The 19,134-nt window shown below is 69.2% G+C and carries 20 protein-coding genes; 12 read left to right on the forward strand and 8 right to left on the reverse strand.

What is annotated here, in order from left to right:
- Positions 1–186: 186 nt before the first annotated feature.
- Positions 187–624: an Lrp/AsnC family transcriptional regulator gene (locus L942_RS11870; RefSeq protein ID WP_037358933.1), complete on the reverse strand. Its 438-nt coding sequence runs from the start codon at positions 622–624 to the stop codon at positions 187–189.
- A gap of 125 nt (positions 625–749) precedes the next feature.
- On the opposite strand from L942_RS11870, the gene L942_RS11875 reads away from it, so the two are divergent.
- The 5 genes from L942_RS11875 to L942_RS11895 all read left to right on the forward strand — a co-directional run bounded on the left by L942_RS11875 (position 750) and on the right by L942_RS11895 (position 6,582).
- Complete coding sequence (locus tag L942_RS11875; protein ID WP_037358934.1) at positions 750–1,166, forward strand: rhodanese-like domain-containing protein; 417 nt, start codon at positions 750–752, stop codon at positions 1,164–1,166.
- On the forward strand, positions 1,163–1,912 hold the full coding sequence (locus tag L942_RS11880; protein ID WP_037358936.1) for a type 1 glutamine amidotransferase: 750 nt from the start codon (positions 1,163–1,165) through the stop codon (positions 1,910–1,912). Before L942_RS11875 ends, L942_RS11880 begins: the two co-directional genes overlap by 4 nt.
- A gap of 94 nt (positions 1,913–2,006) precedes the next feature.
- Positions 2,007–3,137 (forward strand): inorganic phosphate transporter, encoded by a 1,131-nt coding sequence (locus L942_RS11885; protein WP_037358938.1) that lies wholly within the window; start codon positions 2,007–2,009, stop codon positions 3,135–3,137.
- Between the two features lie 30 nt (positions 3,138–3,167).
- On the forward strand, positions 3,168–6,143 hold the full coding sequence (locus tag L942_RS11890; RefSeq protein ID WP_037358940.1) for a bifunctional [glutamine synthetase] adenylyltransferase/[glutamine synthetase]-adenylyl-L-tyrosine phosphorylase: 2,976 nt from the start codon (positions 3,168–3,170) through the stop codon (positions 6,141–6,143).
- Between the two features lie 10 nt (positions 6,144–6,153).
- Entirely contained in the window at positions 6,154–6,582 is a 429-nt protein-coding gene (locus tag L942_RS11895) for an acyl-CoA thioesterase (RefSeq protein WP_037358942.1), read from the forward strand.
- Between the two features lie 3 nt (positions 6,583–6,585).
- Here the strand turns inward: L942_RS11895 and L942_RS44875 are convergent, their stop codons facing one another.
- Positions 6,586–6,918, reverse strand: coding sequence for a BTAD domain-containing putative transcriptional regulator (locus L942_RS44875; protein ID WP_235079057.1), 333 nt, complete (start codon positions 6,916–6,918; stop codon positions 6,586–6,588).
- Here L942_RS44875 and L942_RS43710 point away from each other — a divergent pair, their 5' ends adjacent.
- Positions 6,919–7,353 carry an LLM class flavin-dependent oxidoreductase gene (locus tag L942_RS43710; RefSeq protein WP_235079062.1) on the forward strand — a complete coding sequence of 145 codons (435 nt, stop codon included), beginning with the start codon at positions 6,919–6,921 and terminating at the stop codon, positions 7,351–7,353.
- A gap of 45 nt (positions 7,354–7,398) precedes the next feature.
- Here the strand turns inward: L942_RS43710 and L942_RS11910 are convergent, their stop codons facing one another.
- A complete protein-coding gene (locus L942_RS11910; RefSeq protein WP_037358944.1) occupies positions 7,399–7,842 on the reverse strand; it encodes a MarR family winged helix-turn-helix transcriptional regulator in 444 nt (147 codons plus the stop codon).
- A 113-nt stretch (positions 7,843–7,955) separates the two neighbouring features.
- Between L942_RS11910 and L942_RS11915 the strand changes: the two genes are divergently transcribed.
- Positions 7,956–9,425, forward strand: coding sequence for an MFS transporter (locus L942_RS11915; RefSeq protein ID WP_037358945.1), 1,470 nt, complete (start codon positions 7,956–7,958; stop codon positions 9,423–9,425).
- 55 nt (positions 9,426–9,480) lie between these two features.
- Here the strand turns inward: L942_RS11915 and L942_RS11920 are convergent, their stop codons facing one another.
- On the reverse strand, positions 9,481–10,032 hold the full coding sequence (locus L942_RS11920; RefSeq protein ID WP_037358947.1) for a TetR/AcrR family transcriptional regulator: 552 nt from the start codon (positions 10,030–10,032) through the stop codon (positions 9,481–9,483).
- 231 nt (positions 10,033–10,263) lie between these two features.
- Here L942_RS11920 and L942_RS11925 point away from each other — a divergent pair, with 231 nt between their 5' ends.
- Genes L942_RS11925 through L942_RS11935 form a run of 3 tightly spaced genes read left to right on the forward strand, consistent with a single transcriptional unit; the run spans position 10,264 to position 13,833 of the window.
- Positions 10,264–10,716, forward strand: a complete 453-nt coding sequence (locus L942_RS11925; RefSeq protein WP_037358949.1) for a (2Fe-2S)-binding protein — start codon at positions 10,264–10,266, stop codon at positions 10,714–10,716.
- Positions 10,703–11,665 carry an FAD binding domain-containing protein gene (locus L942_RS11930; protein ID WP_037358952.1) on the forward strand — a complete coding sequence of 321 codons (963 nt, stop codon included), beginning with the start codon at positions 10,703–10,705 and terminating at the stop codon, positions 11,663–11,665. The genes L942_RS11925 and L942_RS11930 overlap by 14 nt, the downstream gene beginning before the upstream one ends.
- The gene (locus L942_RS11935) at positions 11,662–13,833 is read left to right on the forward strand and encodes a xanthine dehydrogenase family protein molybdopterin-binding subunit (protein WP_037358956.1); all 2,172 of its coding nucleotides are present in this window, start codon (positions 11,662–11,664) and stop codon (positions 13,831–13,833) included. Before L942_RS11930 ends, L942_RS11935 begins: the two co-directional genes overlap by 4 nt.
- Positions 13,834–14,021: 188 nt before the next feature.
- Here the strand turns inward: L942_RS11935 and L942_RS11940 are convergent, their stop codons facing one another.
- Entirely contained in the window at positions 14,022–14,873 is an 852-nt protein-coding gene (locus tag L942_RS11940) for an oxidoreductase (protein WP_037358957.1), read from the reverse strand.
- Positions 14,874–14,945: 72 nt separating this feature from the next.
- Between L942_RS11940 and L942_RS11945 the strand changes: the two genes are divergently transcribed.
- Both L942_RS11945 and L942_RS11950 read left to right on the forward strand, forming a co-directional pair.
- A complete protein-coding gene (locus tag L942_RS11945; RefSeq protein ID WP_037359081.1) occupies positions 14,946–15,545 on the forward strand; it encodes a TetR/AcrR family transcriptional regulator in 600 nt (199 codons plus the stop codon).
- Positions 15,546–15,706: 161 nt separating this feature from the next.
- Positions 15,707–16,591, forward strand: coding sequence for a hypothetical protein (locus L942_RS11950; protein WP_037358960.1), 885 nt, complete (start codon positions 15,707–15,709; stop codon positions 16,589–16,591).
- A gap of 55 nt (positions 16,592–16,646) precedes the next feature.
- On the opposite strand, the gene L942_RS11955 is transcribed toward L942_RS11950, so the two are convergent.
- From L942_RS11955 to L942_RS11965, 3 genes are read right to left on the reverse strand one after another with little or no spacing between them, the layout of a single operon-like run.
- Positions 16,647–17,492, reverse strand: coding sequence for a hypothetical protein (locus tag L942_RS11955; protein ID WP_037358963.1), 846 nt, complete (start codon positions 17,490–17,492; stop codon positions 16,647–16,649).
- Positions 17,492–18,697, reverse strand: coding sequence for an RNA polymerase sigma factor (locus L942_RS11960; RefSeq protein ID WP_037358966.1), 1,206 nt, complete (start codon positions 18,695–18,697; stop codon positions 17,492–17,494). Before L942_RS11960 ends, L942_RS11955 begins: the two co-directional genes overlap by 1 nt.
- Positions 18,694–19,056 (reverse strand): YciI family protein, encoded by a 363-nt coding sequence (locus tag L942_RS11965; RefSeq protein ID WP_037358970.1) that lies wholly within the window; start codon positions 19,054–19,056, stop codon positions 18,694–18,696. The genes L942_RS11960 and L942_RS11965 overlap by 4 nt, the downstream gene beginning before the upstream one ends.
- Positions 19,057–19,134: the final 78 nt, after the last annotated feature.

Consider the following 19,134-nt stretch of genomic DNA (forward strand, 5'->3'; position numbering starts at 1 on the left):
AGCCTGACTGCGCCGATGGTACTGCAACCGAAGGGTTGTGGGAGAGTAGGACACCGCCGAACTCAACCTGAAAGTCTGGGCCCCGGTTGAGAACCCCCGCTGGTTCTCCCGGGGCCCAGACTCATGTCCAGGCCCGCACGCCCCGCCGCCACGGCGCGGGTGTGCGGGCCCTGTGTCGTGTTCGGGTCACCGCGGGAGCCCGCGGCCTCGCACGGGGGAGGAGAAGACCAGCGAGGTGGTCGTCTCGCCGTAGCGTTGGGCCTTTTCCACGAAGTGCTCCAGCTCCGCCGTCGTGCGGCAGTGCACGCGGAGCAGCCAGCACTCGTCGCCGGTGACGTGATCGGCGTCAGTGATCTCCGGCAGCGGCAGGATCGTCTCGCGGAAGCGCGGCCCGTCCAGGCTGCGAACCCGGACCCGCACCATCGCCTGGATCGGGCGGCCCAGCTTCTCCGGGTCGACGCACGCCGCGTAGCCCGTGATCACCCCACGCTGTTCCAGCCGGCGCACCCGCTCGGTCACCGCCGGCGCGGACAGCGAAACCCGGCGGCCGAGTTCCGAGAACGTCAGGCGGCCGTCGCTCTGGAGCAGCTCCAGCAGGTGCCGATCAACATCGTCCAGGTCCACTGCGGCACCCTCTCCGAAACTCCAAGCCACCACCCCGTCCAGACCAGGAAAACCCTGGCGAAGACAGCCGTACACCTGGATCTTCCCCTGTCCGGGACCAGCACCGGAACGGGAGGATCAACACCGTGAAACCTCGCATCCTCTCCCTTCCCCACGAACCCTCCAGCGCCGTCGACTACTTCGGGCGCGAACTCGCCTTCGAGGTCGACCCGGTCGACCTCGCCCAGGATCTCGTCGACGGACGCACCGACGGCTACGTCCTCGTCGAGACGCGCAGCCCAGGGGCGTACGCCGAAGCTCACCTGCCGGGCGCGATCTGCTTGCCGTACCGGGAAATCACCGAGGAAAGCACTCGCGACCTCGACCGGGACCTCGTCTACGTCTGCTACTGCGAGAGCATCTACTGCAACGCCGCCACCCAGGGCGCGTACCGGCTCGCGCGGCTCGGATTCACGGTGAAACGACTGTCCGGCGGCATCACGACCTGGCTCGCCCACGGCTATCCGACCGAGGCCGGGCAGCCCGTACCCTGGACGGCGTGACCCGTCTCCTCATCATCCAGCCCGATGCCAGCGATCCGATCGGCCCGCTCGGGGAGTGGCTCACCGAAGCCGGCGCCGAACTCGACGTGCGGCTGCCGCCGGAGCAGGAGCTGCCGTCGAGCCTCGACGGGTACGACGGGTTGGTCTGCCTCGGCGGCGGCATGGGTGCGCTCGACGACGCCAAGCACCCGTGGCTGGTCGACGTCCGGAAGCTGCTCGCCGCCGCGGCGGGGAAGGCCGTGCCGACGCTCGCGATCTGTCTCGGTGCGCAACTGCTCGCCGCGGCAACCGGCGGGCAGGTCGCGGAGGGCGAGTCCGGGCCCGAGGTCGGGCCGGGGCTCGTCTCCAAGAAGGACGCCGCGTGGGTCGATCCGCTCTTCGCGGACATGCCCTTCCTTCCGGACGTCCTGCAGTTCCACCGCGACGTGATCACCGTTCTGCCGCAGAGCGCCGAGCTGCTCGCGTCCACTCCGAAGTACCCGCACCAGGCGTACCGGATGAGCCGTTGTGTCTACGGTGTCCAGTTCCACATCGAGACCACGCCGGAAGTCGTCCGGGCTTGGGCACGAGCGGAGCCGGAAATGGCAGAACTCACCCGTCCGGGCGCGTTGGAGGACGAGACCCTGACCTCTGCGCACGCGGACATCGCCGAGACCTGGCGTCCGTTCGCGCGCCGGTTCGTCCAGTTGGCCGCCGGTCAGCTCGAGCCGGCTCCGGAAAGTCAACGTCAGTTGCCGTTGGCTTAACGGATGACGTCGGGATCACTTACGGCGCGTTAACGGTTCACCCAAACGGTCAGGTACCTTGCGAGAGGTATTTCCGTAGGGTTCGGAGGTCGGGGTGGACCCCTCGCTGCTCGTTGTCGTCGTGATCTGCACGGCGCTGGTTTTCGATTTCACCAACGGCTTCCACGACACGGCGAACGCGATGGCGACCTCGATCGCCACCGGAGCACTCCGGCCCCGCGTCGCCGTCGCGATCTCCGCGGTGCTGAACCTGGTCGGCGCGTTCCTGTCGGTCGAGGTCGCGAAAACGATTTCCAGCGGTCTCGTCGACGAGACGAGGATCGGGCCCGCCATCGTGTTCGGCGGGCTCATCGGGGCGATCGTCTGGAATCTCTTCACCTGGTACGTCGGCCTCCCGTCGAGTTCGTCGCACGCGCTGTTCGGCGGCCTGATCGGCGCGACCTGGGTGTCCGCGGGAGCGGACTCGGTGCACTTCGGCAAGATCGTGGACAAGGTGCTCGTGCCGGCCGCGGCGTCGCCGGTGATCGCGGGAGTGGCGGCGGCCGCGGTCACCTTCCTCGTTTACCGGTTCCTGGTGCGCAAGCGCGGCGGGCGCGGATTCCGAGTCGGACAAATCGTCTCCGCGTCGCTGGTATCGCTCGCACACGGCACCAACGACGCGCAGAAGACCATGGGTGTCATCACGCTGACACTCGTCGCGGCGGGCAGTCTCCCCGCCGGGTCCGCGCCGCCGGTCTGGGTGATCGTCAGTGCCGCGTCCGCGCTGGCGCTCGGCACGTACCTCGGCGGCTGGCGGATCACCCACACCCTCGGCAAGGGCCTCACCGACATCGAGGGCCCGCAGGGCTTTTCCGCGCAGACCAGCAGCGCGGTCGTGATCCTGCTGTCCTCGCACCTCGGCTTCCCGCTTTCCACCACGCACGTCTGCTCGGGCGGCATCATCGGCTCCGGCATCGGACGCCGCGAGGCTCCGGTGCGCTGGCGGATGGCCGGCCGGATGGTGCTCGCGTGGCTGTTCACGCTGCCCGCGGCGGCGATCGTCGGCGCGGTCGCGGGCAAGATCGCGTCGCTCGGCGATGCCGGGACCATCGGGGTCGGCGCCGCCGGCCTCCTCTTCGCCGGCGCGATTTACCTCCTGTCCCGGCGCAAGCCCGTCACCGCGCACAGCTTCCAGGTCCCCGAACCTTCTGCCGCGGACACCGAACCGGACCGCCTGGCTGCCTGAACCGGCCCGGGTCCGGCTACGGTGTGAGCGATGGCAGAACGCGCGCGGACCACAGCTTCGGCGGCCAGGTACGGCTTCACTGACACCCGGGCCGACGGTCAACTGCGCGCGGCGGGCTGGTGGACCGAAGGCGGACCCGCCGACGGTGCCACGGACGTCCTCCTCGCCCTTTCCCGTGCCGCGGATCCCGACCTCGCGCTGGCTGGGCTCGACCGCATCCGCGAGGCGGACGAACCCGGCTGGCTGGAGCTGGACCGCACGCTTCGCGAAAACCGCACCTTCCGCGGCCGGCTCCTGGGCGTGCTCGGCACCTCCACCGCGCTGGCGGATTTCCTCGTCGCCAACCCCGGCGAGTGGCGCTGCCTCGCCGACAACCGCTGCACCGACCCGGCGACGTTCGCCGACCGGCTGCTGGAGCGGGTTCGGCAGGACGACGGGACGTACCTCACCGGGACCGCGGCCGAGCAGGCGCTGCGCGGCGGGTACCGCGGGCTGCTGCTCGGCATCGCCGCCGCGGACCTCGGGCACCTCGTCGAGCCTGGGCTGGAACACCCGCAGTTCCGCGACGTAGCGAGCGAATTGACCACGCTCGCCGAGGCGGCGCTGCAGGCCGGGCTCGTCGTCGCCGAGCAGGAGGTCGGGGCGTCCGCCGAAGGCGCGCTCGCTGTGATCGCGATGGGCAAGACCGGCGGTCGCGAGCTGAACTACGTGAGCGACGTCGACGTCATCTTCGTCGGGGCCGGCGACCTTTCCGTCGCGACCCGGCTGGCCAGCACGATGATGCGGGTGGTCGGCAACGCGTGTTTCGAGGTCGACGCGGCACTGCGGCCGGAAGGCAAGAGCGGCGCGCTGGTGCGCACGCTCGAAGGGCACACCGCCTACTACCAGAAGTGGGCGAAGACCTGGGAGTTCCAGGCGTTGCTGAAGGCGCGTCCGGTGGCCGGCGACGCGGAGCTGGGCCGGCAGTACGCGGAGATGGTCGCGCCGATGGTGTGGTCGGCCGCGGACCGCGAGAACTTCGTGACCGAGGTCCAGCAGATGCGCCGGCGGGTGGAGGAACACGTCGCGTCGGAGCATCTCGAACGTGAACTTAAGCTCGGCCGCGGCGGGTTGCGTGACGTTGAATTCGCCGTGCAGCTGCTGCAACTCGTGCACGGCCGGGTCGATCCCGCACTGCGCTCACCGTCCACTTTGGAAGCTTTGGCGGCGCTCGGCGACGGCGGGTACGTCGGCCGAGCGGATGCCGCGGAGATGGGTTCGTCGTACGAGTTCCTGCGCACCGTCGAGCATCGGCTGCAGTTGCGCCGGTTGCGGCGGACACACCTGTTCCCGGCCGCGTCGGATACCGATGAACTGCGGATTCTCGCGCGTGCCTGCGGAATCCGGGCGGCTCGCGGGCGCAGCCAGGGCGAGGCGCTGTTGGCTGAGTTCCGTCGGCACGCGCAGGGGATCCGGCGACTGCACGAGAAGGTCTTCTACCGTCCGCTGCTGCAGTCGGTGGCGAATGTGCCGACAGAAGCGTTGAGGCTCACCACGAAGCAGGCCGCCAGCCGGCTGGCCGCGCTCGGGTATGCCGCGCCGGAAGGGGCGCTGCAGCACATCAAGGCGCTGACCTCCGGGGTGTCGCGGCGCGCGGCGATTCAGCAGGCGTTGCTGCCGGTGTTGCTCGATTGCCTCGCTGACACGCCAGATCCGGACGGCGGTCTGCTGTCGTATCGCAAGGTGTCGGAGGCGCTTCAGGACACGCCGTGGTACCTGCGGGTGCTGCGTGACGAGGGCACTGTCGTCGAGCGGCTGGCGTTCCTGCTCGGGACGTCGCATCTGGTTCCGGACCTGCTCGTCCGCGCGCCGGAAGTGTTGCAGCTGCTGGGAGATCCGGCCCGGCTGACCGGACGCACGCCCGCCGAAGTGGCGACCTCGCTTCGGGCCGCCGTACGCCGTCAGCCGGGGCTGAACGCTGCGGTCACTGCTGCTCGGTCGTTGCGTCGGCACGAGCTGCTTCGCGTCGCGTGCGCGGATTTGCTGGGCTTGCTGGACGTTCCGGCGGTCTGCGAAGCGCTGTCGAGCGTGTGGGTGGCGGTGTTGCAGGGAGCGTTGTCGGCGGCGTATCGGCAACGGCAGGCCGAACTGGGGCGTACTCCGGCGACGATCGCGGTCATCGGCATGGGGCGGCTCGGCGGGGCGGAACTGGGCTACGGCTCGGACGCCGATGTCCTCTTCGTCTGCGAGCCCGCCGAAGGGGTTTCGGACGGCGAGGCGGTGCGGTTCGCCTCGTCGGTCGCGGAGACGGTGCGGAAGATCCTCGGTGCGCCGAGTGCGGACCCGGCGCTGATCGTCGACGCGGATCTCCGGCCGGAAGGCCGCAGCGGGCCCCTGGTGCGGACGCTGGAGTCGTACCGGGCGTACTACCAGCGCTGGGGCGAGGTGTGGGAGTCGCAAGCGTTGCTGCGGGCCCGGTTCGTCGCCGGGGACGACGAGCTCGGCCAGCGGTTCATCGAGATGATCGACCCGCTGCGCTATCCGGAAGGCGGGCTCGACCCGACGGACGCGCGGGAGATCCGGCGGATCAAAGCCCGGGTGGAGACCGAACGGCTCCCGCGCGGAGCCGACCCGACGCGGCACACGAAGCTCGGCCGCGGCGGGCTCGCCGACGTCGAGTGGACCGTCCAGCTTCTGCAGTTGCAGCACGCGCACGAGGTGCCTGGCCTGCGGACGACATCGACGCTCGACGCGCTGAGTGCCTTGGCCGAGTCCGGTCTCGCCTCGGCGGAAGCCGCGGACTCGTTGCGGGAGGCCTGGCTGCTGGCGACACGCGTGCGCAACGCGACGATGCTGGTACGCGGCAAGGCAGCGGACGAGGTGCCCGGCAGCGGCCGCGACCTGGCCGCGGTGGCGCGCGTGTTCGGCTACTCAGTGGACGACGACCCCGGCGAGTTCCTCGACGCCTACCGCCGTGTGACGAGGCACGCGCACGCCGTGGTCGAGGAACTCTTCTACGACAATTAGCCTGGGCGTTGTGACCGACCGCGAACCGTTCCGCACCCGCATCAAGGTGCGTCACTACGAACTCGACACGTTAGGCCACCTGAACCACGCCGTGTACCACTCGTACGGCGAGGTTTCGCGGCTGGAAATCTTCGAAGCCGCAGGCGACGCGAACCTGCGCGAAGCGCGGCTCGCGCCGGTGCTGCTGGAATCGAACATCGTCTACCGGCGGGAACTGCGTGCCGGCGACGTGGTGGACGTGACCTGCGACGCCTCGTTCGGCGACGGCAAGGTGTTCTGGATGACCTCGCGCATCATCAAACTGGACGGGACGCTGTCGGCCGAGATCAAGTGCACGCTCGGGCTGATGGACCTCGAGAAGCGCAAGCTGGTGCCGGATCCGAAGGGGCACTTCGAGCGGGCCGGGATTGATCTGAAGGTGCTGTCCACTTCGGAGTGACTCTCAGACGCGAGCGGGCATCGGCGCCTCGTCCCGCAGGATCCGGTGGTAGAGAGTTCGCGAGGCCCGGCACGGCTCCACCCCGAGTTCGGAGCTCAGGACGCGTTTGGCTCGGTGGAACGTCTCAAGCGCCTCTGCCCGGCGGTGGATTCGGTGCAGCGCGCTCATCAGCTGCCGGTAGGAAGTCTCGTGCAGCGGGTACCGCCGGATCAGCTCGCGCAGCAACGGGATCGTCTCCCGCTCCCGGCCTTGCGCGTACCGGGCTTCCACGAACCGGGCTTCCACGAACATCTGCGCGCATTCCATGTGCAATTCGTCCAGCCAGCTGGTGTACACGTGACTCCTGGCACGGTGCTGGACGCGGTGCGGGCCTACCGGGAAGCGTTCCGGCCGTCCGAGGTGTTGTCGGAACCGTATGTCCTGGTCTCTGCCGACGTGGTCGTCGCCGCCGATGACGAGACTGCCCGCCGGTTGGCGTCGCCATACGGGCGCTGGGTGCTCAGCATCCGGTCGGGGCACGGCGCGATCCCGTTCCCCAGCCCGGACGAAGCCGCGGCGCACCGCTGGACTGATCAGGAACGGGAACTTGTCGCGGACCGCGTTTCGACCCAGTTCGCGGGCGTTCCGGAAGCGGTCGCGGAGAAGCTGGGCGCGCTCCGCCGCGCGACCGACGCGGACGAACTTCTGATCACCACGATCACGCACCGCCACGCCGACCGCGTCCGGAGCTACGAACTCCTGGCCCGCGCCTGGGAGAAGCAGGATTGGTGAAGCCGCGGCCGGCGTTTGGTGGAGGCGATGGCGAGCGAAGGCCGGTCAAACCGGCTGCGGCGCACCGCGCCCGACTGCGCGCAACAGCAGTTCCCGCAGGTGTTCCTGGTCGGCTGCAGTCAGTTCCCCGAGCGGTGACTCGAGAGACATCTCCTCCTGCAGGCGGGCGCGCTGTGCTTGCCCGTGGTCGGTGAGGACCAGCTGCTTCGCGCGCCGGTCGTGCGGGTGCGGGAGCCTTCGCACGAGGTCGAGCTTCTCCATTTTGTCGATCACGAACGTGATGTTCGACGGCTCGCACGACATCCGCTCGGCCAGCTGCCGCATCGTCAACGGCGCGCGCAGTTCGTGCAGCGCCATGGCCTGCGGTGCGGTCAAGCCGAGACTGGCGGCGCAGTCGTGCACATGGTCCTGGATTCGCCGGGACAGCTCGTTGACCAGCCCGCACAACTCGCGGGCGGAAAGCTCGGCGTTCGGTTCCCGGGTTCCCATGCGTCGAGTCTAACCCGGAACAACAGGCTTGAATACTTGCAGCTTTAAACATTCATGCTTTAACCTTATGCATCAGGATCTCCTCCTCGTTCTCACCTGAGAGGCATTGACCGATGACAGAAGGCCACGACACGGCCACGGCCGAGCCCGCCGCCGGTGCCGCCCCGCCCGGCGCCCCGCGGATGACGCCCCGGCAGCGGCTCATTCTGGCCGTATTGCTCGGGGCTCAGTTCATGATCGCCGTCGACTTCTCGATCCTCACCGTGTCTCTTCCGGTGATCGGCAACGAGCTGGGCTTCTCCCTCGGCGGGCTGCAGTGGATCTCCACCGCGTTCGCTCTCGCGTCGGCCGGGTTCATGCTGCTGTTCTCCCGGATCGGCGACCGCATCGGGCGCAGGCGGCTTTTCCTCGGCGGTCTCGCGCTGCTGACGCTCGGTTCGCTCGTCGGCGGGCTGGCGCCCAATCCGGCGATTCTCCTGGCCGCCCGCGTGTCGCAGGGTCTCGCCACGGCCGCGGTGATGCCGGCCGCGCTGGCGCTGCTCACCACGTCGTATCCGGAAGGCCCGCTGCGCAACCGCGCGCTGAGTTCCAACGGAGCGCTGCTGTCCCTTGGCTTCGCCGTCGGGGCTCTGCTGGGCGGTGTGCTCACTGATGTACTGAGCTGGCGCTGGAACTTTCTCGTCAACGTCCCGGTCGGCATCATCATCCTGATCTGCGCGCCGCTCGTCATCGCGCCGAGCCGCGGCGAGCAGGCGAAGCGGCTCGACCTGCCGGGCGCGATCACCGTTACGCTCGGCCTGCTCGCCTTGATCTACGGGCTGACCGGAGCGCAGACCAAGGGATGGGGCAGTGCGGAAACCCTGGTCACCCTGGCGATCGCGGCCGTGCTGCTGATCGGGTTCATTTTCATCGAACTGCGAGTCCCCGACCCGCTGGCCCCCTTGCGAGTGCTCACGCGGACGACGGTGAAGTGGGGCAACCTTGCCGGCCTGGTCACTTTGTCCATGCAAAGCGGGCTTTCCTTCCTGCTGACCCTGTACATGCAGGAAGTGCTGGGGCTCTCGGTCCTATCGACCGGCCTCGCGTTCGCGCTCGTCGGTCTCGGAGTGTTCTGCGGCGGCCTGCTGGCCCCCAAGGTGGTCGCGCGCTTCGGCCCTCGCGGCACGCTTCTGCTCGGCTTGGTCGTGCAGGGCATCGCGACCGGGGCGCTGTTCTTGATCGGCGAGCAAGCGGGCATCGGCATGACGATCCTGCTCGTCGGGTCAGCGATCGGCGGATTCGGTCACGTATGGGCAGTGGTGTCCTACACGATCACCGCGACGTCCGCGCTGCCTGACCGCGAGCAGGGGCTCGCCACCGCACTCACCTCGATGACGCAGCAGATCGGTTTCACCGTCGGCATTCCGGTCTTGAGCGCGATCGCGGCGGCACAGATCGGCGAGCCTTCCGCGGCGGAACGTCCGCACGCGATCCTCGGCGGCGTCACCTCCGCCATCCTCATCGACGGCCTGCTGTGCATCGCCGGCGCACTGTTGATCGGCTTCTTCCTGCGGGCCAAGCACATGGCGGCCGCGAAGTCCTGAACCCAGGCGATCCGATGCGGCCGTGCCTTTCCGGGCACGGCCGCGTCGTGTTGCCTCAGGCCCGCCGCATCCCGTGCCACACCAGGTCCACCACGCTCTCGGTCTCGGCCTTCCAATCTCCTTCCGGAGCAAGGAAAAACAGTCCGCCGAGGCCGCGCATCAGGGTTTCCGTTTTCAGGTCCGGGCGGATCGTGCCCGCTTCCGCGTTCGCCTCGCGCAGGGTGTCCAGCGCGGCGAGCATCCGCGCGTACGCCTGTGTCGGCAGTTCGCTCTGCGACGCGCGCAGCGCGTTGGCCAGCCCGCGTTTCGTCATCATGTAGTGCGCCAGGTAGTCCACGATCCAGACGCGCAACGCCTGATCGGGGGAATGGTTGGCGAGTAATTCGGGCACGATTTCGACGAGCTGGTTCACCTCGCGCTCGTAGACGGCCAGCACCAGCGACTCCGGCGTGGGGAAGTGCCGGTACACCGTGCCGACGCCGACGCCGGCTTCCTTGGCGACCGCGTTGAACGACACGTCTCCTGCCCGGCTCACGGTTTCGGCCGCCACCGCCAGGATCCGTTCGTGGTTGCGCCGGGTGTCCGCCCGTCGCGGGCTCACCGGCATCGCGCCTCCCGCGTTGCTTCGCCTGCCTGGCCTGGAGCTGCTCCAGCACCAGCTGGAGCAGCTCCACTTCGTTGCGTAGCGGATTCTAATCCGCTAGCCTCGGGCAAAGCGAGCCAAGCGGATGAATATCCGGTTTACCCCGGACGGCTCGCGTTCCCGAAGGGCCGTCACCACCACCATCACGCCGCAGGACGTCCGCCGCGGACGGACTGCGGGAAAGCGAACCCTACTGTGGACATTTCCCTTGAAGTCAATGGAAGAACCGAGCAGCTCAGCGTCGAACCGGGAGTGACCCTCCTGGACGCGCTGCGCGAGCGGCTGGGCATCACCGGCCCGAAGAAGGGCTGCGACCGCGGGCAGTGCGGTGCCTGCACCGTGCACGTCGACGGCAAGCCGGTGCTGTCCTGTCTCACTCTCGCGGCCGCCGTGCGCGGTCCCGTCACCACCGTCGAAGGACTGTCCACTGAGGACGAACTGCACCCGGTGCAGCGGGCGTTCGTGGACCAGGACGCGCTGCAGTGCGGGTTCTGCACGTCCGGGCAGGTGATGTCGGCGGTCGCCGCGGTGCGCGACGACGTCTCCGACGTCCGCGAGTTCATGTCCGGCAACCTGTGCCGGTGTTCGGCGTACCCGAACATCGTGCGCGCCGTGGAGCAGGCGAGGCAGGCCGATGCGACCGTTTGAGCTGACCGCACCCGCCACCGTCGAGGACGCGCTGGGCAGCGCCGGCACCTACCTGGCCGGCGGCACCACCCTGGTCGACCTGATGAAGCTCGACGTCCTCACGCCGCAACACGTGCTGGACATCAACGACCTGCCGCTGCGGGGCATCGACACCGCCGACGGCCTGCGTTTCGGCGCGCTGGAGCGGATGGGGGACATCGCGGCGCACCCGGGCGTGTACCCGGCGATCTCGCGCGCGCTGCTGCTCAGCGCGTCGCAGCAGCTGCGGAACATGGCCAGCATCGGCGGAAACCTGATGCAGCGCACGCGATGCTCGTACTTCCGCGATGTCGCGATGCCGTGCAACCGGCGCTCGCCGGGCAGCGGGTGTTCGGCGATCACCGGCGTCAACCGGATGCACGCGATCTTCGGCACCAGCGACTCCTGCGTGGCCACGCACGCCAGCGACGTCGCGGTCGCGCTGGTCGCGCTCGACGCGGAGGTCGTGCTGGCCGGGGCCGAGGGCACCCGGACGGTCGCGCTGGCCGACTTCTACCGGCAGCCGGGCGGCACCCCGGAAATCGAGCACGACCTGCGCCCCGGCGAGCTGATCACCGAGGTGCGCGTGCCGCGGCTCGACTGGGCGGAGAACTCGACGTACGTCAAGATCCGCGACCGGCAGTCGTACGAGTTCGCGCTGTGCTCGGCGGCGGTCGCGCTCGACGTGCGCGACGGAAAGATCGCCGACGCCCGCGTGGCGGCCGGCGGGGTCGGGACGGTGCCGTGGCGGCTGCCCGCCGTGGAAGAGGCGCTGCGCGGCGCGGAGCTGACCGAAGACGCTTTCGCCGCTGCCGCCGCGGTGGCCGCGGAAGGGGCGAAGCCGTTGTCCGGCAACGTGTTCAAGCCTTCGCTGCTGAAACGGACGATCGTCCGCGCGCTGCTCGAACTGACCGAAGGGAGCCGGGTATGAACGCGCGGCTGGACGCTCCGCGGAAAGTGACCGGCCAGGCCGATTACGCGCTGGACCGCACGTTCCCCGGCATGCTGTACGGGTACATCGTGCTCAGCACGATCGCGCACGGCGAGATCACCGCGATGGACGTGACCGCGGCGAAGAGCGCGCCCGGGGTCGTGAGCGTCTACAGCCCGTTCGACCCGCTCGAACTGCATCCGTTCAAGTCCCAGCTGATGGGGGACGTGTGGCTGCCGCTGCACGACCGGGACGTGGTGTTCTACGGGCAGCCGATCGGGCTGGTCGTCGCGGAGACGTTCGAGCAGGCCCGGGACGCGGCGGGGATGATCGAGGTCTCCTATCTGGAAAAGCCCGCGCTGACGTCGATGGAGGACGGGCTCGAGACCGCGGAGGACGCGCCGGAAAGCCGCGGCAGCGCGCCGTCGATCGAGGTGCTCGCCGACGGCGTCGAATCCATCGCGGACGCGTTGGCGCAGAGCCCGGTCGTCGTCTCGGAGACCTACCGCACCGCGACGCAGAACCACGCCGCGATGGAGCCGCATTCGGCGGTCGCGAAGTGGGACGGCGGCGAACTCACGCTGTACAGCGGAAACCAGGCCAGTTACCTGCAAGCCGTGGAAATGGCCGGGGTGCTGGGCATTGAGCCGTCGGCCGTGCACGCGGTGAACCCGTACGTGGGCGGGGCGTTCGGCGGCAAGGCGGGCACCTCGGCTCCGGCGATGCTGGCCTCGGCCGCCGCCCGGGCGCTCGACCGTCCGGTGAAATGCGCGCTCACCCGCGAGCAGGTGTTCACCGCGACCGCGAACCGGCCGGCGACGGTGCAGAAGATCGCGCTGGGGGCGGACCGCGACGGCACGCTGATCGCGGTGCAGCACGACTCCTGGTCGGCCACGTCGATGAGCCGGTCCTTCGTGGAGCCGACGTCGCACGGCACCTCCCGCGAGTGGTACGCGACGCAGAACCTGTCGATCAGCCAGAAGATGGTGCCGCTGCACATCCCGCCGGGCACGTTCATGCGCGCGCCGGGGGAGGCGTCGGGTTCGTTCGCGCTGGAAAGCGCCATCGACGAACTCGCGATCGCGCTCGACATGGACCCGATCGAACTGCGCAAGCGCAACAGCTCGCTCGCGCCTCCCGGCGTCGACCTGCAGTGGTCGAGCAAGCACCTCGACGAGTGCTACGAGATCGGGGCGCAGCGGTTCGGCTGGGCGAACCGGTCGCCGCGCGGGCACGTGGACGGCGACTGGCTCGTGGGCATGGGCACGGCGACCGCGATGTTCCCGGGGCTGCGCTTCCCGGCGACGGTCGAGCTCACGCTCAACGCGGACGGGACCGCGGACGTGTCCACCGGCGGGGCGGATCCGGGCACCGGGCTGCTCACCGTGCTGGCCACGATCGGGGCCGAATCGCTCGACATCGACCCGGAGCGCGTCACCCCGCATCTGGGCGACTCGCGGTTCGCGCCGGGCGGCATGTCCGGCGGTTCGACCGCGACCGCGAGCACCGGCACCGCGATCATGCTCGCGGCCACCGAACTGCTCGACGAACTGGTGGCGCTCGCCGCCGAGCCGGGCGCGCCGTTCGAGGGCGAGGTCGTCACGTATGCCGAGGGTTTGCTGCACGGCAACCACGGCACCATGCCGTTCGGCGAGCTGCTGCGCGCGATCGGCCGGGAATCCTTGTCCGCCAAGGGTTCCTCCGCCCCGGGCGAGGAGATGACGAAGCATTCGTTCAGCTCGTTCGGCGCGCAGTTCTGCGAGGTCCGGGTGCACCGGCTGACCCGCGAGGTCCGCGTGTCGAGGATGCTGGGCGTCTTCGACGGCGGCCGGATCATCAACCCGACGCAGGCGCGGAGCCAGTTGTCCGGCGGCATGATCTGGGGCGTGTCGGCGGCCCTGCACGAGGGGCTGGAAGTGGAGCCGAGCGGACGCCCGGCGAACGCGGACTTCGCGAGCTATCTGCTGCCGGTCAACGCCGACATCCCGGAGATCGACGTCCAGTTCGTCGAGTACCCGGACACGCTGCACAACGCGGTCGGAGCCCGCGGAGTCGGCGAGATCGGCGCGGTGGGCATGGCGGCCGCGGTGGCGAACGCCGTGTGCAACGCGACCGGGATCCGGGTGCGGAGCATTCCGATCATGATCGAGGATCTGCTGGTGGAGTGACCGGCCAGGGGGCGTCCGCGCGCGGACGCCCCCTGGCCGGGTCGCTCGGCGGGCGGTGGATCGGGCCCGCTAGACCTGTGCCGCGCCGCCGATGTCATCTCTGGTGCTGGCGAAGCCTCGCTTCACCGCACACCCCGGGCTGAACCGCCCGCAGCTGATGCGAACCCGTCGCGGGTTTCGGGAGCGGCTCAGCCGGGCAGCTGGGCCCCGTCCGGGAAGTCGGTGGACTGGCTCAGCTCGGCCCATTCCTGGATTTCCTTGTCGACCGCGGCGCGGCCGTTCGTGACGAGGCGGAGGGCGTCGGAACCGAGGACCAGGTGCGCGGGCGGGTTCGGCACGTCGAGGATGTGCAGCACCGCCTGCGCGGCCTTCTGCGGGTCGCCGAGCTGGTTGCCGTTGGCCGCGAGGCGGTGTTCGCGGATCGGGTTCATCACCTGGTCGTAGTCCGGCACGGAGCGTTCGGTGCGGACCATCGACCGGCCCGCCCAGTCGGTGCGGAACGAACCCGGCGCGACCGCGGTGACGTGCAGGCCGAACGGGGCGACCTCCTTGCCGACGGTTTCGAGAATGCCTTCGACGGCGTACTTGCTGCCTTGATAGAAGGACGTGCCCGGCACGGTGATCAGCCCGGCCATCGACGTGACGCCGAGGATGTGCCCGCGCCGCCGCTGCCGCAGATACGGCAGCACTGCCTTCACCGTCGCGACCACGCCGAATACGTTCACCTCGAACTGCGCGCGCAGCTCGGCCATTGTCGACTCTTCGAAGACGCCTTCGTGGCCGTAGCCGGCGTTGGCGATCACGACCTCGATCGGGCCCACCTCGGCCTCGATCTCGTCGACGGTCCGGAACACCGCGTCGTCGTCGGTGACATCAAGGATGCGCGCGAGGGATTTGCCGGGCTGGATCCGCTCGAACTCCGCGGCGTCGGCCTGCTTGCGCACGGTGCCGACGACGGTGTGACCTGCCTGGAGCGCGGCCTCGGCGAACGCCCGGCCGAGGCCCGAGCTGACGCCGGTGATCAGGAAGAGCTTGGTCATGCCCTGAACTCTACACCGTGTCGAGAAAAATCTGCACCGTGTCAAAAATAGTCGGAGTGATAGAACGTGCTGGTGGAAGACCGAGAACCCCGCCGCCGCCGGACGGCTCCGACCAAGGGCGACCTGCGTGAACGCGCGATTCTCGACGCGGCGGAGCAGCAGCTGAACACGACCGGCGGCGCGTGCATGACCGTCGCGACGATCGCGCAAGAGGCCGGGATCACCCGGGGTGCGCTCTACTTCTACTTCGGGTCCAAGAACGAGGTGCTCGCCGCGCTGGTCGAGCGAACGGTGACCAAGCTGCGCACCGAGGTCGACGCGGTGGACGCGGCCGCCGCGGTGCCCGGCGACGCCGTCCGGCAGGGGATCGAGCGGACCGCCCGGATGTGGCGTGCGCACGGAACGGTGATGCGCACGGCGGTCGAACTGTCGCCCTCGGTTCCGGCGATCGACCAGGCGTGGCGCTCGGCGGTCGTCGCACTCGCCGACACCATGAGCGGGGTGGCCGAGCGCGCCGGGCTGCCGTCCGAAACCGCGAAAGAGGTCGCCTCAGCGCTGGTCTGGATGACCGAACGCGTCTTTTATCAGGCGTTTGTCGCGGACAGTTCGCTGGACGACGCCGCCGCGACGCTGACTCGGGTGTGGCTGGCGGCGCTCGGCCTCCCGAGCTAGCCCGCGGCGGGGTTGCGGGGCCGGTCGAGGTCGTGCCCGTGCGGACCAGGCGGGGGCGACATTGGGGCAACGATGGCTCTCCGCCGAACTTCGGAGCAACGTCATTCTCTGCTTCGCGTCTTGGGGTTTAGAGATTCGCCAAAAGACACGGGGAGCAGGAAATGGGATTCACCGCGATGAAGTCGATGAAGCTGGTCATGGTCGGCGGGGCGGTCGCCGCGACCGCATTGCTTTCCGCGTGCAGCGGAAACAACGTCGACGGAAACGGTTCCGCGGCGAAGGGCATTTCCGAGGCAGCGGCGGTCAAGCCGAACCCGCAGGGCGGTTCGGCCGGTGCGGCGGCCACCTCGGCCACCTCGGACGGTGATGTCAACTGCAGCAAGCTCGGCGGACAGGTGGGTCCGGCGGGCGGCAAGCAAATGGATCTGATCGCGGTGCAAAGCGCCAACGGAAGCATTCCCGGCTGCGTCGAAGCGTTCAATGTGATGACGAAGTACTACGAATTGGCCCCGACACAGGGCGAAGGTCCCGGCCATCGCGTTCTCGGCATTGAAGGGCACTGGGATTGCGCATTGGGCGCGGAAGAAGAATTCGCGCAGGGTGTGGTGAACTGCGGCAAGGACGGCGGCACCGAATTCATGATCAAGACCGCACCGGCCTCCGGCGGCGCCGGTCAGCCCGCCGTCCCGACGCGCCGCTTCCCGAACACGACGCAGACCGTGCAGTTCACCGGCTTCGACCGCTCGGTCAACATGGCTCAGTTCCAGCTGATCACCTGGAAGAACGGCGGCCCGGACGACGGCAAGTTCGTTCCCGCCGACTCCAAGACCTACCGCCTCCCGGTGAGCAAGACCGCGCAGGTCTTCGGCGCGGCGGAACTGTGCCCGGCCGGCGAGGTCTCCCTCGACTCGCAGGGCCGCGGCACGAACCCGTGCACCGAGCAGGCGCTGATGGAGTCGCTGACCGGGCCGAGCCCGCTGCACGCCGAGATCCACGTCGACAAGAACGACACCATCGATGTCGTCAAGGAGCTTTACCGCCCCTGAGCGGACCAGTGACGCGAACCGGCGGCCAGGAACACCCCCCGGCCGCCGGTTCGCGTTACGCGTCGAGTTTCTTCTGCCCGGCGTCGTAACTTCGCAACGCAGCACCCACGGCCGCAGCGACCGTGATCTCGTAGACCTCGTCCTCCTGGTATTTCGTGGTCAGCTCGGCGAAATCGGCGTCGGTGAGCCGGTACGACGCGTCACGGACCTTCTCCGCGAACGGCTGCAACGGCGCGGGCAGGCCGTCCCCGGTCGCCGCTGCGCCGCGGAGCGCCTGGTCGGTCACCGCGGGCGCGGCGAACACCGAATACCGCATGTTCTCCACCGGATCCGCATGCGTGCCCGCCGGGCCGCCGGCGAGCAAGAAACCGGGGAACCGGTAGCCGAACCGGTGCAGGGCCCGGGTTCCGCTCTCCAGCTGGCCCTCGCGCAGCACGAAACCGAACGCGTTCGCGAGCCGGTTCACGATGTTCCACACCAGATTCACCCGCAGCGCTTCCCGGATCGCCGCGGACGGCAGATCCGGCACCACGATCTGGTCCGGATACAGGGTGACGGTCTCCAAGAACGCCCGAATCGTACGTACCTCGGGCCGTGCCTCGTCCGGCCGGGCCGGGTCGATCTCGCCGTGCCCGGCGATGCGGGTCAGCTCCGCGTGCGAGTCGATGCAGAACGGGCACTCGTGCAGCAACGCCGTGGACATGGCGAGGAATTCGCGTTCCCCGGCGGTCCAGTACGACGGCCCGCGCATCACCGGCGCGGTCAATTCCAGCAGTGGCCGGGTGAGAAAACCGGGCCGGTACAGCAGCATCTTCACGATGTCCGGCGGCTGTTTCGACGTGATCGACAGGAACAGCCGGGCCCGCAGGCGATGTCCGTTGTCGAGAATGGACAGTCTCATCAGGACTCCAAAGTGGCTAAGCGGCCAGCGAGGAAGCGCCGGTCGGCTGGGTTGACGGCGAGTTCGTGGGCGCGCCGGTACGCGGTCATCGCCTCGGTCGTACGGCCGAGACGGCGGAGCAGATCGGCGCGCGCGGCGTGCAGCAAGTGATACCGGTCAAGCCCTTCGATGCCGTCGATGAGCGCCAACCCTTCTTCCGGGCTCGTGGCCATGGCGACCGCGACGGCGTGGTTCAACGCGACCACCGGCGACGGATTCATTTCGCACAACCGTTGATACAGCGCGGCAATCGCGGCCCAATCCGTGTCCGCCGCCGAACGAGACTGCGCGTGCTGAACGGCAATGGCGGCTTGCAGTTGATACGGCCCAGGCGTCTCGAAGCGCAACGCGCGATCGAGCAGCCCGATCGCTTCGGTGATTTCGCCGTGGTCCCAACGACTTCGGTCCTGGTCCTCGAGCAGCACGACGGCACCGTCTGGCGTGTAGCGCGCGTCGGTCCGCGAATCGTGCACGAGCAGCAGCGAAACCAGGCCGAGCGCTTCCGGTTCGTCCGGCATGAGCGTCGCGACCAGCTTCGCCAACCGGATCGCTTCCTGTTGCAGCTCCCGGTGTTCCGGTGCGGTGTAGCCTTGGGTGAAGATCAAATACAGCACCGCCAAAACCCCGGACAGCCGCTCGGGCAGCAGATGATCGGCCGGGACGGCGAGACTGATCCCGGCGTCGCGGATCTTGCGTTTGGCCCGCACCAGCCGCTGCGCCAGCGTTGCCTCGCTCACCAGGAACGTCCGCGCGATCTGTCCCGCGGTCAGCCCGGCCACCGCCTGCAACGTCAACGCGACGCGGGCTTCCTCGGCGAGGGCGGGGTGACAGCAGGTGAAGATGAGGCTGAGCCGTTCGTCGCCGATCGCGAGCAGGCTGTCCTCGGACGGGTCCACCGCGGCCTCCGGCTGCTCCCCGAGCTGAGCGAGTTTCTCCATACCGCGGCGGGCGCGCCGGAGCCGGTCGATCGCGCTGTTGCGAGCGGCGGTCAGCAGCCATGCCACCGGGTCGTCCGGCGGCTGGTCGCCCCAGGCACGCAGGGCGAGCGCGCACGCGTCCTGAAGCGCGTCCTCGGCGAGTTCGAAGTCGCCGAGGACGCGGACCAGCGCCGCGAGCATCCGGGCGCGGTGCTCGCGGTAGGCCTCCCGCAGCAGCGCCGCCGTCATGCCTGGTGAGACAGTCCGGGCACCCCGGCGACCGGCCGCACCTCGATCGTGCCGACTTCGGCCATCGGGCACAGCGCGGCGAGTTCGAGGGCTTCGTCGAGATCGCGGCAGTCGAGGACGTAGACGCCCCCGAGATGCTCGTGGGTCTCCAGGAACGGCCCGTCGGTGATCAGCGTCTTCCCCTCGCGGACGCTGACCGTGGTCGCGGTGTGCTCGCCCTGCAGCGGGTGGCCGGACACGAACACTCCCCGCCGGCGGCATTCGTCGGCGAACGCGTTCACCCTGGCCAGCGCCTCCGGGAAGGCCGGATCGCCGGGTTCGGGACGGTCGCAGTTGTAGATCACCAGCAGGTACAGCATATGTCCTCCGAGGGCCGGTCCGGCGTCGTCGCAGTGGAAGACGAATGCGTCGACCGTAACTCGACAGCCCGGGCCGGG

The organism is Amycolatopsis orientalis DSM 43388 (assembly GCF_000411975.1).
GTDB lineage: Bacteria > Actinomycetota > Actinomycetes > Mycobacteriales > Pseudonocardiaceae > Amycolatopsis > Amycolatopsis orientalis_D.